Consider the following 19,136-nt stretch of genomic DNA (forward strand, 5'->3'; position numbering starts at 1 on the left):
CCCGGCTGTCGTATTTGTCTTACTAGTCCGCCCTTGCCGCTTGGGTAAAGGGTTGGACCCGAAACTGGAACGCTTCAGATGCTTGATGGTTTGCGTGGTTTTGCAAAATCCTGGCCGGGAAAAATCCTTGGCGCGTTCCTTTTGGTGGGTGTAGCCGGCTTCGGCATCAACAATGTGATCGTTGATCTGGGCAGCAATACGCTCGCTCGTGTGGGCGACGAAGAAATCAATTCCCGCGAGTTCCTGCGCGCCTACCAAAGCCAGGCCAGCCGGATTGCGCAGCAGATCGGTTCTGTGCCGACAGCAAGCCAGGCGGAGGCCCTGGGCATTCCGACCGCCGTGCTGCTCGGACTTTCCGAAGGCGCAACGCTCGATTCCCTTGCCAGCCAGTTTAACCTTGGCGTTTCCGACGCCAAGTTGGCCGAACTGCTCCGCGAAGATCCCTCGTTCCATGGCACTCTGGGCACCTTTGAGCCCGGCATCTTTACCCAGGTGCTGCAAAGCTCGGGTTGGACAGAGGCGGAATATTTCGATGCGCGCGGCGACGAAGCGCGCCGGGATCAGCTGACCGATTCCCTGTTCGCCACCACTAAAATGCCTTCGGTGGCGACCGGACTGATCAATGACTACGCCACTGCAACCCGCACTATGGATTATATCATCCTGAGCGAGACCAGCATCGAGACCCCGGCTGCGCCTACCGATGAGGAACTGGCCGCCTATCTGGCTGAGCACCAGTCCGAGTTCCGTACCCAGGAAACGCGGACGGTTCAGTTGCTGGATTTGTCGCTGGCTTCGCTTGCCGCGACCAAAGAGGTTGCCGAGGATGAAATCGTTGCCGAGTACGAAAGAACGAAGGGGTCGCTGACTACGCCCGAGCGTCGTGCCCTTGAGCAGGTTACGCTGCCCACCCCCGAACTGCTGGTGCAGTTTGAATCAGGTCTGGCTGCGGGCACCGATTTCGGAACGCTGATCGCAGAGGCTGGCCTGACGCCGGCGAACCTTGGGACCCTGGCACAGGCCGATATCACCGATACCCGCCTTGCCAACGCGGCCTTCGGTCTTGAAGAGGGCGGTTTTGCCATCATCGACGGCATTGGCGGCAAACGCGCCATACATGTGGTCGAGATCGAGGCCACCCGCGAGCCGACTCTTGAGGAAGCCCGCGACGACATTGTCGAGCGGCTGTCTCTGGCTCAGGCCCGCACGGAAATTAACGACGTGCTGGACCAGATTGAAGAACTGCGCGCCGCTTTCCAGCCGATTGCCCAGATTGCAGAGCGTTTTGGCCTGCCCGTCTACGAGGCTGATGTTTCGGCGAATGGCAACGAGCTGTCAGTACTGCCGAACCTGGCGCCGGAAGACTATTCGCGCGTCGCTCAGGCCATTTTCGCTGCCGAGCAAGATCGCCTGATCCCATCTATCCCACTCTCGGGGAACGCCCATATCTGGTTCGACCTTGAGGCTGTGTCCGAAGCGCGCGACCAGACACTCGAAGAAGTCCGTGACGTAGTGGAGACCGCAATCATCGAGGAGCGGACCAACAACGCGCTGCTTGCCAAGAGCGAAGAAATCGTGGCGCGGCTCGAGGCCGGCGAGACGCTGGCAGATGTCGGGTTCGAGCTGAGTGCCTTCCCGCAGCTGAGTGCGCCCTTCACCCGCTTTGGCTCGGAGGATGGCCTTGTTGACGGCACCCTCGCGGCCGCAGCCTTTGCCGGTGGCCCGGGCCATGTTGGGTCAGTGGTGAATGAAACCGGCGAGGTGGTGGTGTTCCAGGTGGTCGATACCACAGCTCCCAGCACGCCGCTCGAAGCAACGGCGCTGGACAGCCTCAACACCGAAGCCCGCGCTGGCCTCTACTCGGAATTTGTCGCGGCGCTCCGCGATGATGCGGGCCTGAGGATCAACCAGCAGGCCATCAACCAGCTGCTCGTACAAAATTACGGCCAGTAACGGCGCAACTTACCAACGGAACCAGACCAAAATGGGCGACGACTACTCCAAGACCTTTGCCGCGCAATATGATGCCGGAAAGTCTGGACTTGTCTGGCGTCGCATCGTGGCGGACCTGGAAACGCCGATCGGCACCTATCTGAAGCTGGCCGCGGGGCGCACCCATTCCTTCCTGCTCGAAAGCGTCCAGGACGGGACCACGCGCGGTCGCTATTCGATGATCGGCTTGCTACCAGACCTGATCATGAAGGTTGCCGACGGCAAGGCTTCGATCAATCGCTCTGCCCAGACGGCGCCGGATGCGTTCATGCCTATGGACGACATGCCGCTCGACGCACTGCGCAAGCTGGTGGCCGAAAGCCAGATCGATATGCCGGCCGGACTGCCACCGCAGTCGGCGGGCATTTATGGCTATCTCGGCTATGAGATGGTTCGCTACATGGAAGTGCTGCCCAACGGCAATCCAGACGATCTGCAGACTCCTGAAGCCATTTTGATGCGGCCGTCGTTGTTGGCGATCTTTGACACAGTCAAGGACGAGCTTTACCTCACGGCGCCGGTCTATGTGCGTGACGGCGTGAGCGCAGCACAAGCGCTTGCTGCCGCAGAGAGCCGGATCGAAGAGGCCATCGCCCGCCTGTCTCGTGCCCTGCCGGCAACGAGCCCCCTGCCCGACCTCGATTCAATCGCAGTCACCAGCAACACCTCGAAGGACGAGTATTTCGAGATGGTGGCGCGGGCCAAGGACTATATCACTGCCGGTGACGTGTTTCAGGTGGTGCTAAGCCAGCGCTTCTCAGCGGATTTTACGCTGCCACCAACGGCGCTCTATCGTGCTCTTCGCCGAACCAATCCAAGCCCCTACATGTATTTCTTCGACTTCGGCAGCTTTGCAGTTGCCGGATCGAGCCCTGAAATCCTCGTGCGGGTGCAGGATGGCGAGGTGACCATCCGCCCCATCGCCGGAACCCGCAAACGCGGCGCGACACCGGCTCGGGACAAGGAAATGGCGGACGAGTTGCTGTCCGATCCCAAGGAACTCAGCGAGCATCTGATGCTGCTCGACCTTGGGCGAAATGATGTGGGACGCGTCGCCAAGACCGGCACGGTCAAGGTCACCGACAAGTTCTTCCTCGAATACTATTCCCACGTCATGCACATCGTATCCAATGTGGTGGGCGTGCTCGATCCCCAATATGACTTTGTCGACGCGCTGTCGGCGGGGTTCCCGGCAGGCACGGTTTCGGGGGCGCCCAAGGTGCGAGCCATGGAAATCATCGACGAGCTGGAGAAGTCGAGGCGCGGCATCTACGGCGGCTGCGTGGGTTATTTCGGGGCCGATGGCACCATGGATACCTGCATCGTTTTGCGCACCGGCATCATCAAGGATGACAAGCTTTACGTGCAGGCCGGGGCCGGTATCGTGGCTGACAGCAGGCCAGAGCTGGAGCAGATGGAGTGCGAGAACAAGGCTCGCGCTCTTTTCAGCGCCGCTGAGGAAGCGCTACGCTATGCCGGCGAGGCGGGAGTTGGGCAGTGATGGTGCGTAATACCTATATTCGTCGATGGCAAAGCTGGTTCTGAACGACGCCACCAGAGCCATTTAATGAGGACAGGCCAATGACCAAGACCCTCGTCATCGATAACTACGACAGCTTCACCTACAATCTTGTCCATTTCCTGGGTGAACTGGGCGCCGACATCACCGTGAAGCGTAACGACAAGATTACGCTTGAAGAGATCGCCGCCATGGCACCTGAGGCGATAGTGCTCTCTCCGGGCCCTTGCACGCCCAATGAGGCGGGGATTTGCCTTGCGGTCATCGACCGGTTCAAAGACTCGATCCCCATGCTGGGCGTATGCCTTGGGCACCAGGCCATGGGCCAGGCTCTGGGGGGCGATGTGGTGCGCGCGCCGAACCTGTTTCATGGCAAGACCAGCAAGATCAATCATACGGGCAAGGGCATTTTCCGTGGACTCAACAACAATTTCGAGGCCACCCGGTATCACTCCCTGATCGTCAAAGCGGACAGCCTGCCCAATGTGCTCGAGGTGACGGCGACAACCGATGATGGCCTGATCATGGGGATGCAACACAGGAGCCTGCCGCTCCATGGGGTGCAATTTCACCCCGAGAGCATCGCATCCGAAAACGGCCATGCGCTTTTGCAGAATTTCCTCAATATCGCCCGTGACTTCAACGGGACGAAGGCTGCGTGATGGACCTCAAGACCGCCCTTCACAAAATCGCCGAAGGCATGGACCTGACCGGTGAAGAAATGCGCGGCGCCATGCGTGTGATCATGGCAGGCGAGGCTACGCAGGCCCAAATCGGCGCGTTCCTCATGGGCATGCGGATCAAAGGCGAGACAGTCGGCGAGATCGCGGCTGCCGTATCCATTCTGCGCGAGCAAATGGTGCCCGTATCTGCCCCCGAAAACGCCATCGACATTGTCGGCACCGGCGGTGACGGCGTGGGCAGCCTCAACATTTCGACAGCAACGGCCCTCGTGGTTGCCGCTGCCGGCGTGCCGGTGGCTAAGCATGGAAACAAGGCCCTGTCGTCGCGTTCAGGCTCGTCGCAGGCGCTTGAGGCGCTGGGCGTCAAGCTTGACCTGACGCCAGAGCAGATCGGCAGGACCATTGCCGAGGCCAATATCGGCTTCATGTTCGCCCCGCATCACCACCCGGCCATGCGCCATGTGGGCCCTGCCCGCGCGGAAATGGGGGTACGGACGTTGTTCAACCTGCTTGGTCCTCAGTCCAACCCCGCAGGCGTGCGCCGGTATCTGCTTGGCGTCTATTCCCAGCAATGGGTGGAGCCAGTGGCTGCGGCGCTACTCGCCAACCGGGCGATCAAGGCCTGGGTCGTGCACTCGAGCGAGGGTCTGGACGAATTGTCGACCTCCGGCCCGAATTTCGTGGCCCAGATCGCCAACGGCGATCTGCGAAGCTTCGAGCTTCATCCCGAAAAAGTCGGTCTCAAGCTGACCGATCCCAAGGACCTTCTGGGCGGCGAGCCCTCGGAAAATGCAGCGGCGATTGTCGCGCTTTTTGATGGAGCACCGGGCGCTTATCGCGATACCGTGCTGCTCAACGCGGGCGCAGCCCTGCTGGTCGCCGACCGGGTTGAAACCATAGAGGACGGGATTGCCCTGGCCCGCCAGACCATTGACAGCGGCAAGGCAAAGGACACTCTCGCCCGCCTCGTTGCCGTATCGAACGGACAGACTTCATGAGCGACTTTCTAAAGCAGATCGAGGCCTATAAGCGCGAAGAGATTGCTGCGGCCAAGAGCATGCGCCCTTGGGCGGAAGTGGTGGCAGAGGCACATGACCAGCCGCCACCGCGAGGATTCATCAAGGCCATTAAGGCCAAGCGGCAAAATGGTAACTATGCACTGATTGCCGAGGTTAAGAAGGCCAGCCCTTCAAAGGGGCTGATCCGACAGGATTTCCACCCGACGGAAATTGCACGCGCCTATGAACTGGCCGGCGCCGCCTGTCTTTCGGTGCTGACGGACCGACCGAGTTTTCAGGGGTCGCCCAGCTATTTGATCGAGGCCCGTGCTGCCACCAAGCTGCCGGTACTGCGCAAGGACTTCCTGTTCGAGACCTATCAGGTCGCCGAAGCCCGTTCCTGGGGTGCCGATTGTATCCTTATCATCCTTGCTGCCGTTGGCGACGATGTGGCGCGCTATCTGCTGGACGCCGCCGAGGAATGGGGCATGGACGCGCTGGTGGAAGTGCATGACCAGTCCGAACTGGACCGCGCCCTGGCGCTCGATGCCAAGTTCATCGGCGTTAATAATCGCAATCTGCGCACGTTCGAAACCACGCTCGAGACGACGGTGACGCTGGCAGTCGGCGTGCCGGACGATGTCTTGCTGGTCAGCGAGAGCGGCATTGTTACCCATGAGCATGTCAAAATGCTCGAAGAGCGCTGCAATGTTGGCACCTTCCTCGTCGGCGAAAGCCTGATGCGGCAGGACGATGTGGTCGCCGCGACGCGCAGCCTGCTGATGGGCGCAGCGGAAACGGTACGCTGATGAATACCGCCGGCCTGACCCATCTTAACGAGAAGGGCGAGGCCCATATTGTTGATATTGGTGACAAGGCTGTTACGCGTCGTCGTGCGATTGCACGGGCGCGGTTGAGCGGCGAGGCCGCCACCATAGCCACCATTCTGGGTGGCGGTCTCAGGAAGGGTGATGCCCTTGCAGTGGCCCGCGTAGCCGGGATCATGGCGGCCAAGAAGACTTCGGAGCTGATCCCGCTCTGTCATCCGATCCCGTTGACCAAGGTCAGCGTTGACATTGAAGGCGACGGCGACGCCTCAATTGTCATTGTGGCGGCGGCTGAGACAACCGGGCAGACCGGGGTGGAAATGGAGGCGCTGGTTGCTGCTTCGACCGCAGCGCTGACGCTATACGATATGGCCAAGGCCATCGACCGGGCCATGGTGATTTCCGATTTGTGCCTCGTGGAAAAATCCGGCGGCAAGTCGGGCGATTTCCAACGTGCATCATGAGCCTGTTGCCAGTCGACGAGGCTCTCGGCGCCATTCTTGCTCGCGTCCCGGCGGTTACGTCTGAGGCGGTGTCTCTAAGCGACGCTCTTGGACGCGTGCTGGCGGAGCCTTTGATCGCCAGTCACGATCAACCGCCGTTTGATGCCAGCGCCATGGATGGCTACGCCATGCGGGCGGCCGATGTTGGCGAGGGCGTCTGGCTCAAGGTGGTTGGGACTTCGCAAGCGGGCGTCGCCTTTTCTGGCTCCGTTGCCGAGGGCGAGGCCGTTCGCATTTTTACCGGCGCACCGGTTCCCTTCGGGGCCGACACAGTCATCATGCAGGAAGAGGCGGTTCGGGAGGGCGACAATGTGCGCTTCATCGTCCCTGCCCGGTTCGGCCACAGTGTTCGTCCCAAGGGCAATGATTTCGCAACGGGACAGATGCTGGTGCCCAGGGGTACCCGCCTGACGCCGATGCAGATCTCCGTGGCGGCTGCAGCCAATGCGGCGACACTTTCGGTCGCGCGCCGGCCGCATATTCATTTGATGGCGACCGGGGATGAATTGGTTGCTCCTGGCACGCCACTGGGACCCGATCAGATCGTGGCATCCAATAGTTTTGGCCTTGCGGCGATGCTGGCGCCTTATGCCCAGACCATTGAGGATCATGGCATCGTCGGGGATGATATCGATGCGCTCCGAAGCCGGTTGGCCGATGCCTTTGCCGCCGAGCCTGATGTGTTGGTGACCACTGGCGGCGCCTCGGTGGGCGAGCACGATCTGGTCCAGGATGTGCTCAAGGAACTCGGGGTATCGCTGGATTTCTGGCGCATCAATATGCGTCCCGGCAAGCCGCTAATGTTCGGGACCCGTGGACGCACGCTGGTATTTGGGCTGCCTGGAAATCCGGTTTCTGCCATGGTTACGGCCATGGTGTTCATCAAACCGGCGCTGCGCGCCTGGCTCGGATATGCCGCGCCCGATCGCTGGCGGCTGCCACTGGCTGGCGAGACGCCGCCCAATAGTGCGCGCCGGCATTTCATGCGGGCGCAACTGTTGCATGGGTCGGCCGGACCACGATTGCTCCCGATCAGCCAGACGGACAGTGGGCATACGTCGTCCCTTGCCAATGCCGATATGCTGATCATGCAGCCAGAGCATGATCCAGGGCAAAAAGAGGGTTCAGTCGTCGAGGCGCTACCCATCGACGAATTCTGAGGCCCCCTGCACTCAGCCATGCCCGAAGGTCCGATCGGCCCCGGTGAAGAGTTGCAGAACATAAATGGAACATGTATGGTCGTTCCGTCTATGTTCCGATTCTGGGGTTAGGGGCCAATGCTGACACGCAAACAACACGAGCTGCTGATGTTCATCCACGAAAGGATGAAAGAGAGCGGTATCCCCCCGTCCTTCGATGAAATGAAGGATGCCCTTGATCTCGCGTCCAAATCGGGCATTCACCGGCTGATCACGGCTCTGGAAGAGCGCGGGTTTATCCGCCGCCTGCCCAACCGAGCGCGCGCGCTCGAAGTGGTGAAACTGCCCGACTCGATGAATCCATCACTGGGCGGTCGCAAGGCGCGGTTCGAACCTTCGGTCATCGAGGGCAATCTGGGCAAGGTTGCCTCCCCGCCATCGCGGAACATTGGCGGCGACGACTATGCACGTCCCGTCTCGGTCCCGGTCATGGGCCGCATTGCGGCCGGCACGCCCATCGAGGCCATCCAGACTCATTCCCACACCATTGCTGTGCCGCCCGAAATGTTGGGCGCCGGTGAGCATTATGCGCTGGAAGTGCGCGGTGACTCGATGATCGAGGCCGGCATTTTCGACGGTGACACCGTGCTCATCAAGAAGCAGGAACACGCCTCGACCGGGGAGATTATCGTCGCCCTGGTGGATGACGAGGAAGCCACGCTCAAGCGCCTCCGCCGCAAGGGCGACACAGTGGCGCTTGAGGCTGCCAACCCGGCCTACGAAACCCGCATTTTCCCGCCCGACCGGGTGAAGGTGCAGGGGCGATTGGTGGGATTGCTGCGCAAATATTGAGATGGGTTTCGCCTCCCCACAGGCGGCGATGCGCTTCTACAGCGAGGTGATCAATCAGCATCTGTTTGACGCTTTGTTGCAGGTGTTATCCGATGACGTGGTTTTCTGGTTCAATTCCGGGTCGCACCGTGGCATCGCTGCTGCCCGGCTGGCATTTGAGACCACATGGTCAGGGATCGATGACGAGCGCTACTGGCTCGAGGATATGAATTGGCTGTCCGACGATGGGTCTTGCGCTTGCTGCATCTATCGGTTTCGTTGGCAGGGAATCGTAGGGGGAGCACCGGCTGATGGCGGTGGACGTGGCACGACCGTATTGCGCCGAGAGACGGCCGGCTGGGTGATTATCCATGAGCACCTCAGCGCCGATCCCAAATGAAAAGGCCCGCCGGTTTGGCGGGCCTTTCGTTTTGGTCCAGGCCGCAGCGCGTCAGTGATTATCGCGCGGCACGCCTTCGGTCTGGGCGATGCGCTGGTATTTGACAGCCGGTCGCAGGACGGCGCCATCGCCGAGCTGGTCGACAATACCGCGCTGGATTTCCTGCCAGGGCGTCTGGTGCTTGGGATACTTGTAGCCCCCTTCAGCTTCCAGCGCCGCGCGGCGGGTGGCGATTTCTTCGACAGAAATCAGGATATCTGCCTCGCCCTTGTTCAGGTCGATGCGCACGCGGTCGCCCGTCCTGAGAATGGCCAGGTTACCGCCGGCAGCGGCTTCGGGCGAAGCATTGAGGATGGAGGGCGAGCCTGAGGTGCCCGACTGACGACCGTCACCGATACAGGCCAGCGAATGGATGCCCTTCTTGATGAGGTAATCAGGTGGCCGCATGTTGACGACCTCGGCTGCACCGGGATAGCCGATTGGACCGGCGCCGCGCATGAACAGCAGCGTGTGTTCGTCAATGTTCAGCGACGGATCATCGATGCGGTGGTGATAGTCTTCGGGACCATCAAAGACCACGGCCTTGCCTTCGAACATGCCGGGATGAGCCGGATCGGACAGGTAACGATCACGGAATTCGGCCGAGATGACGCTGGTCTTCATGATGGCGTTGTCGAACATATTGCCGCGCAGCACCAGGAAGCCGGCCTCTGCCTTGAGCGGGTTGTCGAAGTGCCGAATGACCTTGTCGTCTTCGATGACCGTCGTGCGGCAGTTCTCGCCAATGGTCTTGCCATTGACGGTCGGTGCGCCTTCGTGAATCAGGCCTTGGGCCATGAGCTCGTTGACCACCGCGGGAACGCCGCCAGCGTGGTAATAATCCTCGCCCAGATATTCTCCGGCCGGCTGCAGATTGACCAGCAGTGGCACTTTCTGGCCGTGCTCCTGCCACTCGTCGATGTGGAGATCGACGCCAATATGGCGGGCAATGGCGTTGATGTGGATCGGCGCATTGGTCGAGCCGCCAATGGCAGAATTGACGACAATGGCGTTGAGGAAATTTTCCTTGGTCAGGATGTCCGAAGGCTTGAGATCCTCGTGCACCATTTCAACGGCGCGCTTGCCGGTGCGATAGGCCATTTCCTGACGGTCACGATAGGGCGCGGGAATGGCGGCCGAACCGGGCAACTGCATACCCAGAGCCTCAGCCAGCGAATTCATGGTCGAGGCGGTGCCCATGGTGTTGCAATAGCCAGTCGAAGGCGCCGAGGATGCCACCAGCTCGATGAACTTGGGATAGTCAATCTCGCCGGCAGCGAGCAATTGGCGGGCTTTCCAGACGATGGTGCCGGAACCGGTACGTTCACCCTTGTGCCAGCCGTTGAGCATGGGGCCGACCGAGAGTGCGATGGCGGGAATATTGACCGTGGCAGCGCCCATCAGCATGGCAGGCGTGGTCTTGTCGCAACCAATGGTGAGAACGACGCCATCCAGCGGATAGCCATAAAGCACTTCGACGAGGCCAAGATAGGCCAGGTTACGGTCAAGACCCGCGGTCGGACGCTTGCCGGTTTCCTGGATCGGGTGAACCGGAAACTCGATGGCGATGCCACCAGCCTCGCGAATGCCTTCGCGGACGCGTTCGGCCAGCACGATGTGGTGGCGATTGCAGGGGCTGAGATCGGAGCCGGTCTGTGCAATGCCGATAATCGGCTTGCCCGACTGCAACTCCTCGCGCGACACGCCGAAATTCATGTAGCGCTCGAGATAGAGCGCGGTCATGTCGGGGTTGTCCGGGTTGTCGAACCACGCGCGCGAGCGAAGCTTGCGGCCGCCGGTGCCGCCATTGTCTGCAGTCATTTGCCTGTTCCTTGCTTATCCGCCAGGTCGCGGAAGTGAGGGCCTTGGTGGGCTTGTTCTATCACGACGCAAGGCGCTGTGAATGGGGTGATGGCAAAAAATCATACAAATCGGACAAGTCAGTGCGAACTCTGGTGGAAATCTGCCTGAGGAAGTGTTTGAGCTTACCCGCGGACAAGTGAGAGCGCCGGCATTGCGCTATGAAAACAGCAGATGAGGAATCGATCTGGTCAGTAGGCAGGCAGGGCTTTAGGGTCGCGCCGCGACAACGCCGGAATGAGCGAGGACGACCTTGACTGAACAGATTGCATGGATCGCGGTGGATTGGGGGACGTCCAATCTTCGCGCCTGGGGCATCGGCCCCGCTGGCGCCGTCGTTGCCACAGCCGGCTCCGACCAGGGCATGGGCAAGCTCGCGCCCCAGGAATTTCCAGCGGCTCTCATGGCGGTCGCGAACCAGTTGGCTCTGCCAGACGAACCGGTGGATGTCGTCATCTGCGGTATGGCTGGGGCCCGGCAGGGCTGGCTCGAAGCGCCTTATCTCGAGGCGCCAACCGATCTCATTGCGCTTGGCCAGGGCGCGGTCCACCCGAATATGCCGGATGAACGACTTCGCGTCTCGATTTTGCCCGGCGTCTGCCAGCGCGAAGGTGGCGAGAATGTCATGCGTGGGGAAGAAACGCAGCTCCTGGGCCTTGCTGTGACGGCGCCGACCTATGCCGGCCTTGTCTGCATGCCCGGCACGCATTCAAAGTGGGCGCGCCTTGAGGGCACGCGGATAGCCGGATTTTCGACCGCCATGACGGGCGAATTGTTCGAGCTGCTGAAGACCCATTCCGTGCTTCGCCACTCCCTCGCCGGGGACGTCAATGGGCCGGAGCGGGACGGCGGGTTCCTGGCCGGGGCCCAGGATGGCCTTGATGAACCGGAAAAACTGCTCGGACAACTGTTCGAAGTGCGGGCCAGCGCGCTGCTTTCGGGCCGCACGCCAGACTGGTGCGCCGGGTACCTCTCGGGCCTGCTTATCGGCACCGAAATTGCCGCTAACCGTAACCAGATCGGCACGGATCCCGTGCCACTGATCGGCTCGGCGACGCTTTGCGCGCTCTATGCGCGGGTGCTGGCCATGACCGGCGCCGCCGGTCGTGTCGTTGATTCCACCGAAGTGGTGCTGGCGGGCCTCAAGGCCGCCCGCGCCTCGATTGCCTGAGGATTTGTCTCGTGACCCATCGTCATATCATCGCCATCCTGCGCGGCATCACGCCTGAGGAAGCCGTTCCGGTGTGCACCGCCCTGGCCGAAGCTGGCATTACGCTGATCGAAGTGCCGCTCAATTCGCCTAACGCGGTTGACAGCATCGGGCGAGCCGCAGCTGCTCTCGCGGATCGAGCCGAGATTGGCGCGGGCACTGTGCTGACGCCGGAGGATGTGCGTGCTGTTGCCGGGGCTGGCGGGACATTCATTGTTTCGCCGGACACCAATCCCGAAGTGATTGCCGAGACTGTACGGTTGGGTCTCAAGTCCTATCCCGGGGTGTTTTCGCCCACAGACGCCTTTGCCGCGATCCGCGCCGGCGCGACGGGGTTGAAATTCTTCCCGGCCGAGGTGCTGGGCGCAAAGGGGATCAAGGCGATGAAGGCGGTGCTGCCGCCTGCCCTGCCGGTCTATGCCGTGGGCGGGGCTAACCCCGATAATTTCCACGAATTCTTCGCCGTGGGGTGCACCGGTTTCGGGCTGGGTACCTATATTTTCAAGCCCGGCATGGGCGTTGCCGAGGTGGCAGAACGGGCGGCCACCGCGGTTGCGGCCTATGATCGGGGACAGGCGAAATGACGCAAACAGCGAAACTTCTGGTCGACAGCCAGTGCGCATTGGGAGAAGGCCCGTTTTGGCACGAGGGACGGCAGCAGCTGTTCTGGTTCGATATCAACAATCGCACCCTTTTCGCTGCAAGCGCCGAAGGCGATGTGCAAAGCCAGTGGCATTTCGACGAGATTGTCGCGGCTGCCGCGATTGTCGATGACAACACACTTGCCATTGCCACCGAGACAGGCCTCAAGCGCTTCGACCTGGCCACGGGTGACATTGCCGACATCGTCGATATCGAGAAAGACGTGCCAGCCAATCGCACCAATGACAGCCGCGTGCATCCGTCGGGCGCTTTCTGGATTGGCACCATGGTCAAGGACGAGGGACCCAAGGACGGCGCAGTCTATCACTACCGCAAAGGCGTCCTGACCAAGATCATTTCCAATGCGGCAATCCCCAATGCCACATGTTTTTCGCCCGATGGGCGCACTGCATACTGGGCCGACACGCCCGAGCAGAAGATCCTCAAGTGCCAAACTGATCCCGAAACCGGCATGCCGGTGAGCGAATGGGAGCTGTTTGCCGATGTTTCGGAGCATCGTGGCTATCCTGATGGAGCCGTGGTCGACAGCGAGGGCTTTCTCTGGAACGCCCGCTGGGGCGGCTCTTGCGTGATCCGCTACGCGCCGGATGGCAGCATTGATCGCATCATCGAGGTGCCGGTCAGCCAGGTCACCTGCCCCGCCTTTGGCGGCAAGGACCTTAAGCGGCTGTTCCTGACGACAGCCAACAAGACGCTGTCAGCGGAGCAACTTGCGGCCGAAAAGGTGGCCGGCGGTGTGTTCTATATCGACCTCGACATTGCCGGCCTGCCGGAAGCGAAAATCAAGCTCTGAGACCTCCCATGACCAGCCCGACCCTTGGCGTCTGCTACTATCCTGAACACTGGCCCGAGGACGTTTGGGAGAGCGATGCGGCGCGAATGGCCGAGGTCGGCATTCGGTTTGTACGCATCGGCGAGTTCGCCTGGTCGCGACTGGAGCCAAGCGAGGGAGACCTGCAGCTCGACTGGATGATCCGGTCGATGGACGTGCTCGGGCGGCATGGACTCAAGGTGATTGTCGGCACGCCCACCGCCACGCCACCCCGCTGGATGATCGACAAGCATCCCGACATGCTGGCCGTCGATATCGAGGGGCGCCGCAAGGGCTTTGGCTCTCGGCGGCACTATGACTTTTCGCACCTGGGCTATCGGGCCGAGGCGGCGCGCATTACCCAGATTCTGGCGGAGGCGTTGAGTGGCCATCCGGCACTGGGCGGCTGGCAAACGGACAATGAATATGGCTGCCACGGCACGACCTACTCATATTCGCCTGCTGCGCTCGACGGGTTCCGGCTTTGGCTCAGGGAAAAGTACGAGACAATCGGCGCGCTCAACACGGCCTGGGGCAATGTGTTCTGGTCGATGGAATATAATCGGTTTGAGCAAATCGAACTGCCGAACCTGTTGGTGTGCGACGCGGCGCCCGCGCATGAGCTGGATTTCCGCCGATATTCATCGGATCAGGTGTCGGCCTTCAACCGGGTGCAGTACGACATACTGAAGGCCAAGCGCCCGGACCTGCCGGTGATCCACAATTTCATGAGCCGCTACAGCGAGTTCGATCATTACGACCTGGGCGAAAGCATCGACATTGCCAGCTGGGATTCCTACCCCATCGGGCATCTGGCGATGAGCGACGAGACCATAGAACACAAGGCTCAGTATCTCCGCCAAGGTGATCCAGACAATGCGGGCTTCCACCATGACCTCTACCGCACCGTGGGCCATGGCCGCTGGTGGGTGATGGAGCAGCAGCCGGGGCCAGTGAACTGGGCCAATGCCAACCCCGATCCGCTGCCGGGCATGGCGCGGCTCTGGGCGTGGGAGGCGTTTGCCCATGGGGCAGAAGTCGTTTCCTATTTCCGCTGGCGGCAGGCGCCATTTGCGCAAGAGCAGATGCACGCGGGGCTGTTGCGGCCGGACAGCGAGCCGGCGCCGGCCTATGGTGAAGCCAGCCAGGTGGCGCGGGAACTGGCTTCAGTCGGCCTTGGCGGCACCGCCGCAAAGGGCAAGATCGCGCTTATCTTTGACTATGAGAGCGAGTGGGCCTGGGAAATCCAGCCGCAGGCCGCCGGGTTCAAGCATGGCAATCATGTGCGCGGGCTTTATTCCGCGTTCCGAAAGCATGGGCTTGATGTGGACATACTGCCACCAACGACCACGAGCTTTGCCGGATATGACATTGTTGCCATTCCTGCGCTGCTGGCGTGGAGCGATGCACTGCGCGAGGCTGTTGCCAGTTTTGAAGGGCATTTGCTTGTCGGGCCACGCACGGGATCGAAGACCGAGCATTTTGCCACGCCCGCGCGGCTTGGACCGGACCTGCCGCAAAATCTGCTCGACGCCAAGGTGGCGCGGGTCGATAGCCTGCCGCCGGGCGTCGATGTGGCCGTCAAGGGTGGTGGCGCTGCGCGACTTTGGCGCGAGAAGGTCGAAGGCGGCGCAGAGGTGGTGATGGAGGACGTTGAGGGCGTCCCGGTGCTGCTCTCGCAGGGAAAGCTGTTCTATCTGACCACCACGGGCGATCGGGCTTTGGTTCAGCGCGTCGTCGATTATCTGATTGCCGAGGCTAATACACCGACCTTGACGCTTCCCGCCGGCGTGCGCTGCCGGGTGCGCGGCGACTTCCGCATTTATGTGAACTACGGCGCGGGGGACACCACATTGGCGCCGGCGGCGGACGAGGTAGGCTATGTGCTGGGCGGAGCCGAAATTCCGGCGGCAGGGGTCACCGTGGCGAAACTCGCCAGGGGCGATTGAGACTTTCGATGGCGGGGCGGATATCAAACTGCCCTGCCCCTTGGTTCCAGGACAGCCGATGCACGCCGCCGCTGGCCAATTGGGCCGGTCCAATGACTTGTCCGTCTGCAAAGCAGTGTTTTGGCGGATAAATGCGGGCGATCAGTAGATTGTGGCGGCCACAATCCTCGGCGAAAGCTGCGGCATTGCGGACGATGGCGATGCTGAAATCGGGTGTCGTCACAATGCAGCCCAGCTCATCGCAGCGCGCGCCGGGATGGGCTTCGGCAATCTCGGTCTGGAAGTGCTGGCTCCAGACATCCACCGCAAAGCTGCCGGTGCGACCGCTGCCCAAAGCCAGCCCTTCGCCATCACGGATGGCAACGGCCTGGGTGGAGTCAGCTATAAGCACATCAGGCCGTTGCTCGAAACCAAGCAGCAAAATGATGCCGGCGGCGAGCATAGGGGCCACAAGCCGCCAGCGGTTGTCGATGAATGCGAACCAGGCGAGACCGAGGAGCCCCAGGCCAAGGGTCCAGGTCGCGAGAAGAGGATTTCCAGTCCAACCCTGGCTCCACCCTGCGACCAATTCTGCAATGTCGACCATGCGGTCGATGCCCCAGCCCATGATCGAAAGGAACGGGGTTTCAAGGCCCAAAGGCATGCTGAGCACCGAAAGCACACCAAAGGGCATGATGACGAGGCTGACAAAGGGCAGCGCGAGAAGGTTGCCAATGACCCCCAGCGGCGCGGTTTGCTGGAAGTGGTAGGCGGAGAATAGAAGGGTTGCGAGGCCGGCGATGAAGCTGGTCCAGGCGGTTGCCCCAATGACCCCGCCAATCCGCGCCAATCGTCCCGGCGACCCCAGGGCCTGGCGCCTTGGGAGCTCATAGACGCCGATCAGGCCGACGACTGCAGCAAAGGACAGCTGAAAGCTGGGGCGGAAGATGCTGGAGGGGTCGATGAGGATGATCAGTATGGCGGCGATAGCGACATTGCGCATGGTGAGCGCCTGCCGTCCGGCAAGGACTGCCCCGAAGATCAGGGCAAGCATCAGGGTCGAGCGGAAGGCCGGGACATTGTCGACGCCGCCCGCCAGCAGCAGATAGAGGAAAGCGGCGACAATGCCGGTGACGGCGGCAATCTGCTTGACCGGCCAGCCGACAAGGGCTGGCACCGAGGCCAGCGCCAGCCGCAGCAGCCAGAACAGACCACCAGCGACGATGGACAGGTGCAGGCCGGAAATCGAATAGATATGAGCCAGGCCCGACGCTGCCATAACTTCACGGGTATCGTCGGTGATGGCGCTCTGATCGCCGACCACCATGGCCTTGCCGATGGCCGCCGTATCGTCTGAAAGAACCGTATCGATCCGCTTACCGATGGCGTCGCGGAGGCCCTGCACCAGTCGAGCCAGGCTGAAGCTGTCGCCCTGGGCGATTTGCTCCACATCGCCGATGGCCGAGCCATAGGCGCCAACGCCGATGAAATAGGAATGGAACTGGCCGTCATGCGCGCCGGGCAAAATTGGCCCGGGTATGGGTGCAAGGCGTAGCCTGGCGCGCAGCTTGTCGCCGGGTTGCAGGGGTGTGGTGGAAGGCAATAGCAGGCGGGCACGGCGGATCGGCACCGGACGTGCGTCACCCGTGGCGGCAATGTTGGAAACGATCAGCCGCTGCTGGTTGCCGTCGGCGGACAGCACCTCGTCCACCGTGGCGTCATAGGTGCCATAGGCCGGATAGATGAGCATGGGCGTGCCGAAGGCCAGCCCGTGGAGCGGGAGGAGACAGAAGCCGAGCCAGAGGGCAAGGCACTGGATTCCGGCCCGCAAGCCCGGGACCGAACCCTGCCAGATGGCAATCATCAACGCCGAAAGCACGCCAATGCCGCTGGCGATAAAAGCGAGGATTGGGGGTTCGTCTGGCAATGCGGCGTAGCAGACGAGGCCTGCGATCAGGGCGAAGGGCAGAAGGACAAAGAGACGCCGTTTCTCTATGGCACTGGCAATGGCGTCACGTAGATATGCCCGTCCGGCACGCCGGTCTTTCTCCGGTGGCCAGGACGGCTGGACTTGACGGGTGCGCCACCGTTGCCAGAACCCGGCCGCGCCCCCCAATGCCTGTTGCCCCGCGTCCATGCGCCCCCGCCCTTGCGCTCAAGCTTGCCTATGCTACACACGGCCCGCAAATCCTCAAATCTTTCCGGTTGTCCATGTCTCAGGTCGTCACCCGTTTCGCACCCTCCCCCACTGGCTATCTGCACATCGGCGGTGCCCGCACTGCGCTGTTCAGCTGGGCCTTTGCCCAGAACAAGGGTGGGAAGATGCTGCTGCGCATCGAGGATACTGACCGTGAACGCTCGACCGAAGCTGCCGTCACGGCGTTGGTCGATGGGCTGAAATGGCTCGGTCTCGACTGGGAAGGCGAGCCGATCAGCCAGTTCGCACGCGCCTCGCGCCATGCCGAAGTGGCTCATGAACTGGTGAAGATGGGTCACGCCTATTATTGCTATTGCTCGCCGCAGGAGCTGGACCAGATGCGCGAGGAAGCCCGCGCCGCAGGCAAGCCGCCGCGCTACAACGGCTATTGGCGCGACCGCGACGCCGCAGAGGCGCCAGAGGGCGTTTCGCCGGTTATTCGCATCAAGGCGCCCCTGAGCGGCGAAATCACCGTGCATGATCATGTGCAGGGCGATGTGGTGTTCAAGACCGAGAACCTTGATGACTTCATCATCCTGCGCTCGGACGGCACGCCGACCTATATGCATGCGGTGGTGGTCGACGACCATGACATGGGCGTGACCCATATCATCCGCGGCGACGACCACCTGACCAATGCAGCCCGCCAGATTGTCATCTACAACGCCATGGGCTGGCCGGTGCCGGAAATGGCGCATATTCCGCTGATCCATGGCCCGGATGGCGCCAAGTTGAGCAAGCGCCATGGTGCGCTGGGCGTCGAAGCCTATCGGCAGATGGGCTATCTGCCGGAGGCCCTGCGCAACTATCTGGCGCGGCTGGGCTGGAGCCATGGCGACGACGAGATCTTTTCGACCGAGCAGATGGTGGAATGGTTCAGCCTTGAAGCCCTCAACAAGGGCGCGGCGCGGTTTGATTTCGTCAAACTCGAGAACATCAACGGTCACTATATCCGCGAGGCGGACCCTGCCTATCTCTATGAGGTGATGATCGCCACGGCCCAGGAAGTGGGTCGCGACGAGGACGCCAAGGGCCTTCTTGCCAATCATAATACGGTGTTGGCGGCGCTGCCGGAGTTGCAGCCGCGCGCCAAGACGGTGCTCGAACTGATCGACTTGGCCCAGTTTATCTATGCCCTTCGTCCCATCATGCCTGACGCCGCAGCGGCGGCATTATTGACCGATGACGCGCGGCTTGTGCTCAAGAGCATTGCCGATACGTTAGGGGGGCTTGCCGATTGGTCAGTGCCGGCCATCGACACGGCCATGCGTGCACTGGCGGAGGAGAAGGGGCTGAAGCTGGGCAAACTGGCCCAGCCTTTGCGCGCGGCCCTCACCGGACGCACCGTTTCTCCGGGGATTTTCGAGGTTATGGTGCTGATCGGGCGTGAAGAAAGCCTGGCGCGTCTGGGTGACCAGACCGTCGGCTGATGCCATCCCGGAGCCCCATCACACGGGTGTCAGATAGATAAGTCATACTCACCTATCGGTTGCTTGCCGTGGGCAAGACCTGATACCTCTCGTCGGGAAAATCGGC

16 protein-coding genes are annotated in these 19,136 nt (G+C 61.5%); 14 read left to right on the forward strand and 2 right to left on the reverse strand.

Going from position 1 to position 19,136, the window contains the following annotated elements:
* Window positions 1–78: 78 nt before the first annotated feature.
* From NIM87_RS01990 to NIM87_RS02030, 9 genes are all read left to right on the forward strand, one after another.
* Window positions 79–1,953, forward strand: coding sequence for a peptidylprolyl isomerase (locus NIM87_RS01990; RefSeq protein ID WP_254672950.1), 1,875 nt, complete (start codon window positions 79–81; stop codon window positions 1,951–1,953).
* 31 nt (window positions 1,954–1,984) lie between these two features.
* Complete coding sequence (gene trpE, locus NIM87_RS01995; RefSeq protein WP_254672951.1) at window positions 1,985–3,493, forward strand: anthranilate synthase component I; 1,509 nt, start codon at window positions 1,985–1,987, stop codon at window positions 3,491–3,493.
* 80 nt (window positions 3,494–3,573) lie between these two features.
* A complete protein-coding gene (locus tag NIM87_RS02000; RefSeq protein ID WP_254672952.1) occupies window positions 3,574–4,173 on the forward strand; it encodes an anthranilate synthase component II in 600 nt (199 codons plus the stop codon).
* Entirely contained in the window at window positions 4,170–5,192 is a 1,023-nt protein-coding gene (gene trpD / locus NIM87_RS02005; RefSeq protein ID WP_254672953.1) for an anthranilate phosphoribosyltransferase, read from the forward strand. Before NIM87_RS02000 ends, trpD begins: the two co-directional genes overlap by 4 nt.
* Complete coding sequence (gene trpC / locus NIM87_RS02010) at window positions 5,189–6,001, forward strand: indole-3-glycerol phosphate synthase TrpC (RefSeq protein WP_254672954.1); 813 nt, start codon at window positions 5,189–5,191, stop codon at window positions 5,999–6,001. Before trpD ends, trpC begins: the two co-directional genes overlap by 4 nt.
* The gene (moaC, locus tag NIM87_RS02015; protein WP_254672955.1) at window positions 6,001–6,483 is read left to right on the forward strand and encodes a cyclic pyranopterin monophosphate synthase MoaC; all 483 of its coding nucleotides are present in this window, start codon (window positions 6,001–6,003) and stop codon (window positions 6,481–6,483) included. The genes trpC and moaC overlap by 1 nt, the downstream gene beginning before the upstream one ends.
* A complete protein-coding gene (locus NIM87_RS02020; protein ID WP_254672956.1) occupies window positions 6,480–7,682 on the forward strand; it encodes a molybdopterin molybdotransferase MoeA in 1,203 nt (400 codons plus the stop codon). Before moaC ends, NIM87_RS02020 begins: the two co-directional genes overlap by 4 nt.
* A gap of 117 nt (window positions 7,683–7,799) precedes the next feature.
* On the forward strand, window positions 7,800–8,513 hold the full coding sequence (lexA, locus tag NIM87_RS02025) for a transcriptional repressor LexA (RefSeq protein ID WP_254672957.1): 714 nt from the start codon (window positions 7,800–7,802) through the stop codon (window positions 8,511–8,513).
* A gap of 1 nt (window position 8,514) precedes the next feature.
* Window positions 8,515–8,892, forward strand: a complete 378-nt coding sequence (locus tag NIM87_RS02030; RefSeq protein WP_254672958.1) for a YybH family protein — start codon at window positions 8,515–8,517, stop codon at window positions 8,890–8,892.
* 51 nt (window positions 8,893–8,943) lie between these two features.
* Here NIM87_RS02030 and NIM87_RS02035 read toward each other — a convergent pair whose 3' ends face one another.
* Window positions 8,944–10,752, reverse strand: coding sequence for an IlvD/Edd family dehydratase (locus tag NIM87_RS02035; RefSeq protein WP_254672959.1), 1,809 nt, complete (start codon window positions 10,750–10,752; stop codon window positions 8,944–8,946).
* 292 nt (window positions 10,753–11,044) lie between these two features.
* Here NIM87_RS02035 and NIM87_RS02040 point away from each other — a divergent pair, with 292 nt between their 5' ends.
* Genes NIM87_RS02040 through NIM87_RS02055 form a run of 4 tightly spaced genes read left to right on the forward strand, consistent with a single transcriptional unit; the run spans window position 11,045 to window position 15,424 of the window.
* A complete protein-coding gene (locus NIM87_RS02040; RefSeq protein WP_254672960.1) occupies window positions 11,045–11,962 on the forward strand; it encodes a 2-dehydro-3-deoxygalactonokinase in 918 nt (305 codons plus the stop codon).
* Window positions 11,963–11,973: 11 nt separating this feature from the next.
* Entirely contained in the window at window positions 11,974–12,585 is a 612-nt protein-coding gene (locus tag NIM87_RS02045) for a 2-dehydro-3-deoxy-6-phosphogalactonate aldolase (RefSeq protein WP_254672961.1), read from the forward strand.
* The gene (locus NIM87_RS02050) at window positions 12,582–13,457 is read left to right on the forward strand and encodes an SMP-30/gluconolactonase/LRE family protein (RefSeq protein WP_254672962.1); all 876 of its coding nucleotides are present in this window, start codon (window positions 12,582–12,584) and stop codon (window positions 13,455–13,457) included. The genes NIM87_RS02045 and NIM87_RS02050 overlap by 4 nt, the downstream gene beginning before the upstream one ends.
* 8 nt (window positions 13,458–13,465) lie before the next feature.
* Complete coding sequence (locus NIM87_RS02055; RefSeq protein ID WP_254672963.1) at window positions 13,466–15,424, forward strand: beta-galactosidase; 1,959 nt, start codon at window positions 13,466–13,468, stop codon at window positions 15,422–15,424.
* Here the strand turns inward: NIM87_RS02055 and NIM87_RS02060 are convergent.
* On the reverse strand, window positions 15,393–17,540 hold the full coding sequence (locus NIM87_RS02060) for a ComEC/Rec2 family competence protein (protein ID WP_254672964.1): 2,148 nt from the start codon (window positions 17,538–17,540) through the stop codon (window positions 15,393–15,395). The genes NIM87_RS02055 and NIM87_RS02060 overlap by 32 nt on opposite strands.
* 74 nt (window positions 17,541–17,614) lie before the next feature.
* Between NIM87_RS02060 and gltX the strand changes: the two genes are divergently transcribed.
* Entirely contained in the window at window positions 17,615–19,030 is a 1,416-nt protein-coding gene (gltX, locus tag NIM87_RS02065) for a glutamate--tRNA ligase (RefSeq protein ID WP_254672965.1), read from the forward strand.
* The last annotated feature ends 106 nt before the right edge of the window (window positions 19,031–19,136 follow it).

Source organism: Devosia ureilytica (assembly GCF_024273195.1).
In the GTDB taxonomy this organism is placed as follows: domain Bacteria; phylum Pseudomonadota; class Alphaproteobacteria; order Rhizobiales; family Devosiaceae; genus Devosia; species Devosia ureilytica.

Coding starts and splice junctions, on each gene's coding strand:
- NIM87_RS02020 (WP_254672956.1), top strand. CDS start 6,480: ATGAGCCTGTTGCCAGTCGACGAGGCTCTCGGCGCCATTCTTGCTCGC.
- moaC (WP_254672955.1), top strand. CDS start 6,001: ATGAATACCGCCGGCCTGACCCATCTTAACGAGAAGGGCGAGGCCCAT.
- trpC (WP_254672954.1), top strand. CDS start 5,189: ATGAGCGACTTTCTAAAGCAGATCGAGGCCTATAAGCGCGAAGAGATT.
- gltX (WP_254672965.1), top strand. CDS start 17,615: ATGTCTCAGGTCGTCACCCGTTTCGCACCCTCCCCCACTGGCTATCTG.
- NIM87_RS02050 (WP_254672962.1), top strand. CDS start 12,582: ATGACGCAAACAGCGAAACTTCTGGTCGACAGCCAGTGCGCATTGGGA.
- NIM87_RS01990 (WP_254672950.1), top strand. CDS start 79: ATGCTTGATGGTTTGCGTGGTTTTGCAAAATCCTGGCCGGGAAAAATC.
- lexA (WP_254672957.1), top strand. CDS start 7,800: ATGCTGACACGCAAACAACACGAGCTGCTGATGTTCATCCACGAAAGG.
- NIM87_RS02055 (WP_254672963.1), top strand. CDS start 13,466: ATGACCAGCCCGACCCTTGGCGTCTGCTACTATCCTGAACACTGGCCC.
- NIM87_RS02035 (WP_254672959.1), bottom strand. CDS start 10,752: ATGACTGCAGACAATGGCGGCACCGGCGGCCGCAAGCTTCGCTCGCGC.
- trpE (WP_254672951.1), top strand. CDS start 1,985: ATGGGCGACGACTACTCCAAGACCTTTGCCGCGCAATATGATGCCGGA.
- NIM87_RS02060 (WP_254672964.1), bottom strand. CDS start 17,540: ATGGACGCGGGGCAACAGGCATTGGGGGGCGCGGCCGGGTTCTGGCAA.
- NIM87_RS02030 (WP_254672958.1), top strand. CDS start 8,515: ATGGGTTTCGCCTCCCCACAGGCGGCGATGCGCTTCTACAGCGAGGTG.
- NIM87_RS02000 (WP_254672952.1), top strand. CDS start 3,574: ATGACCAAGACCCTCGTCATCGATAACTACGACAGCTTCACCTACAAT.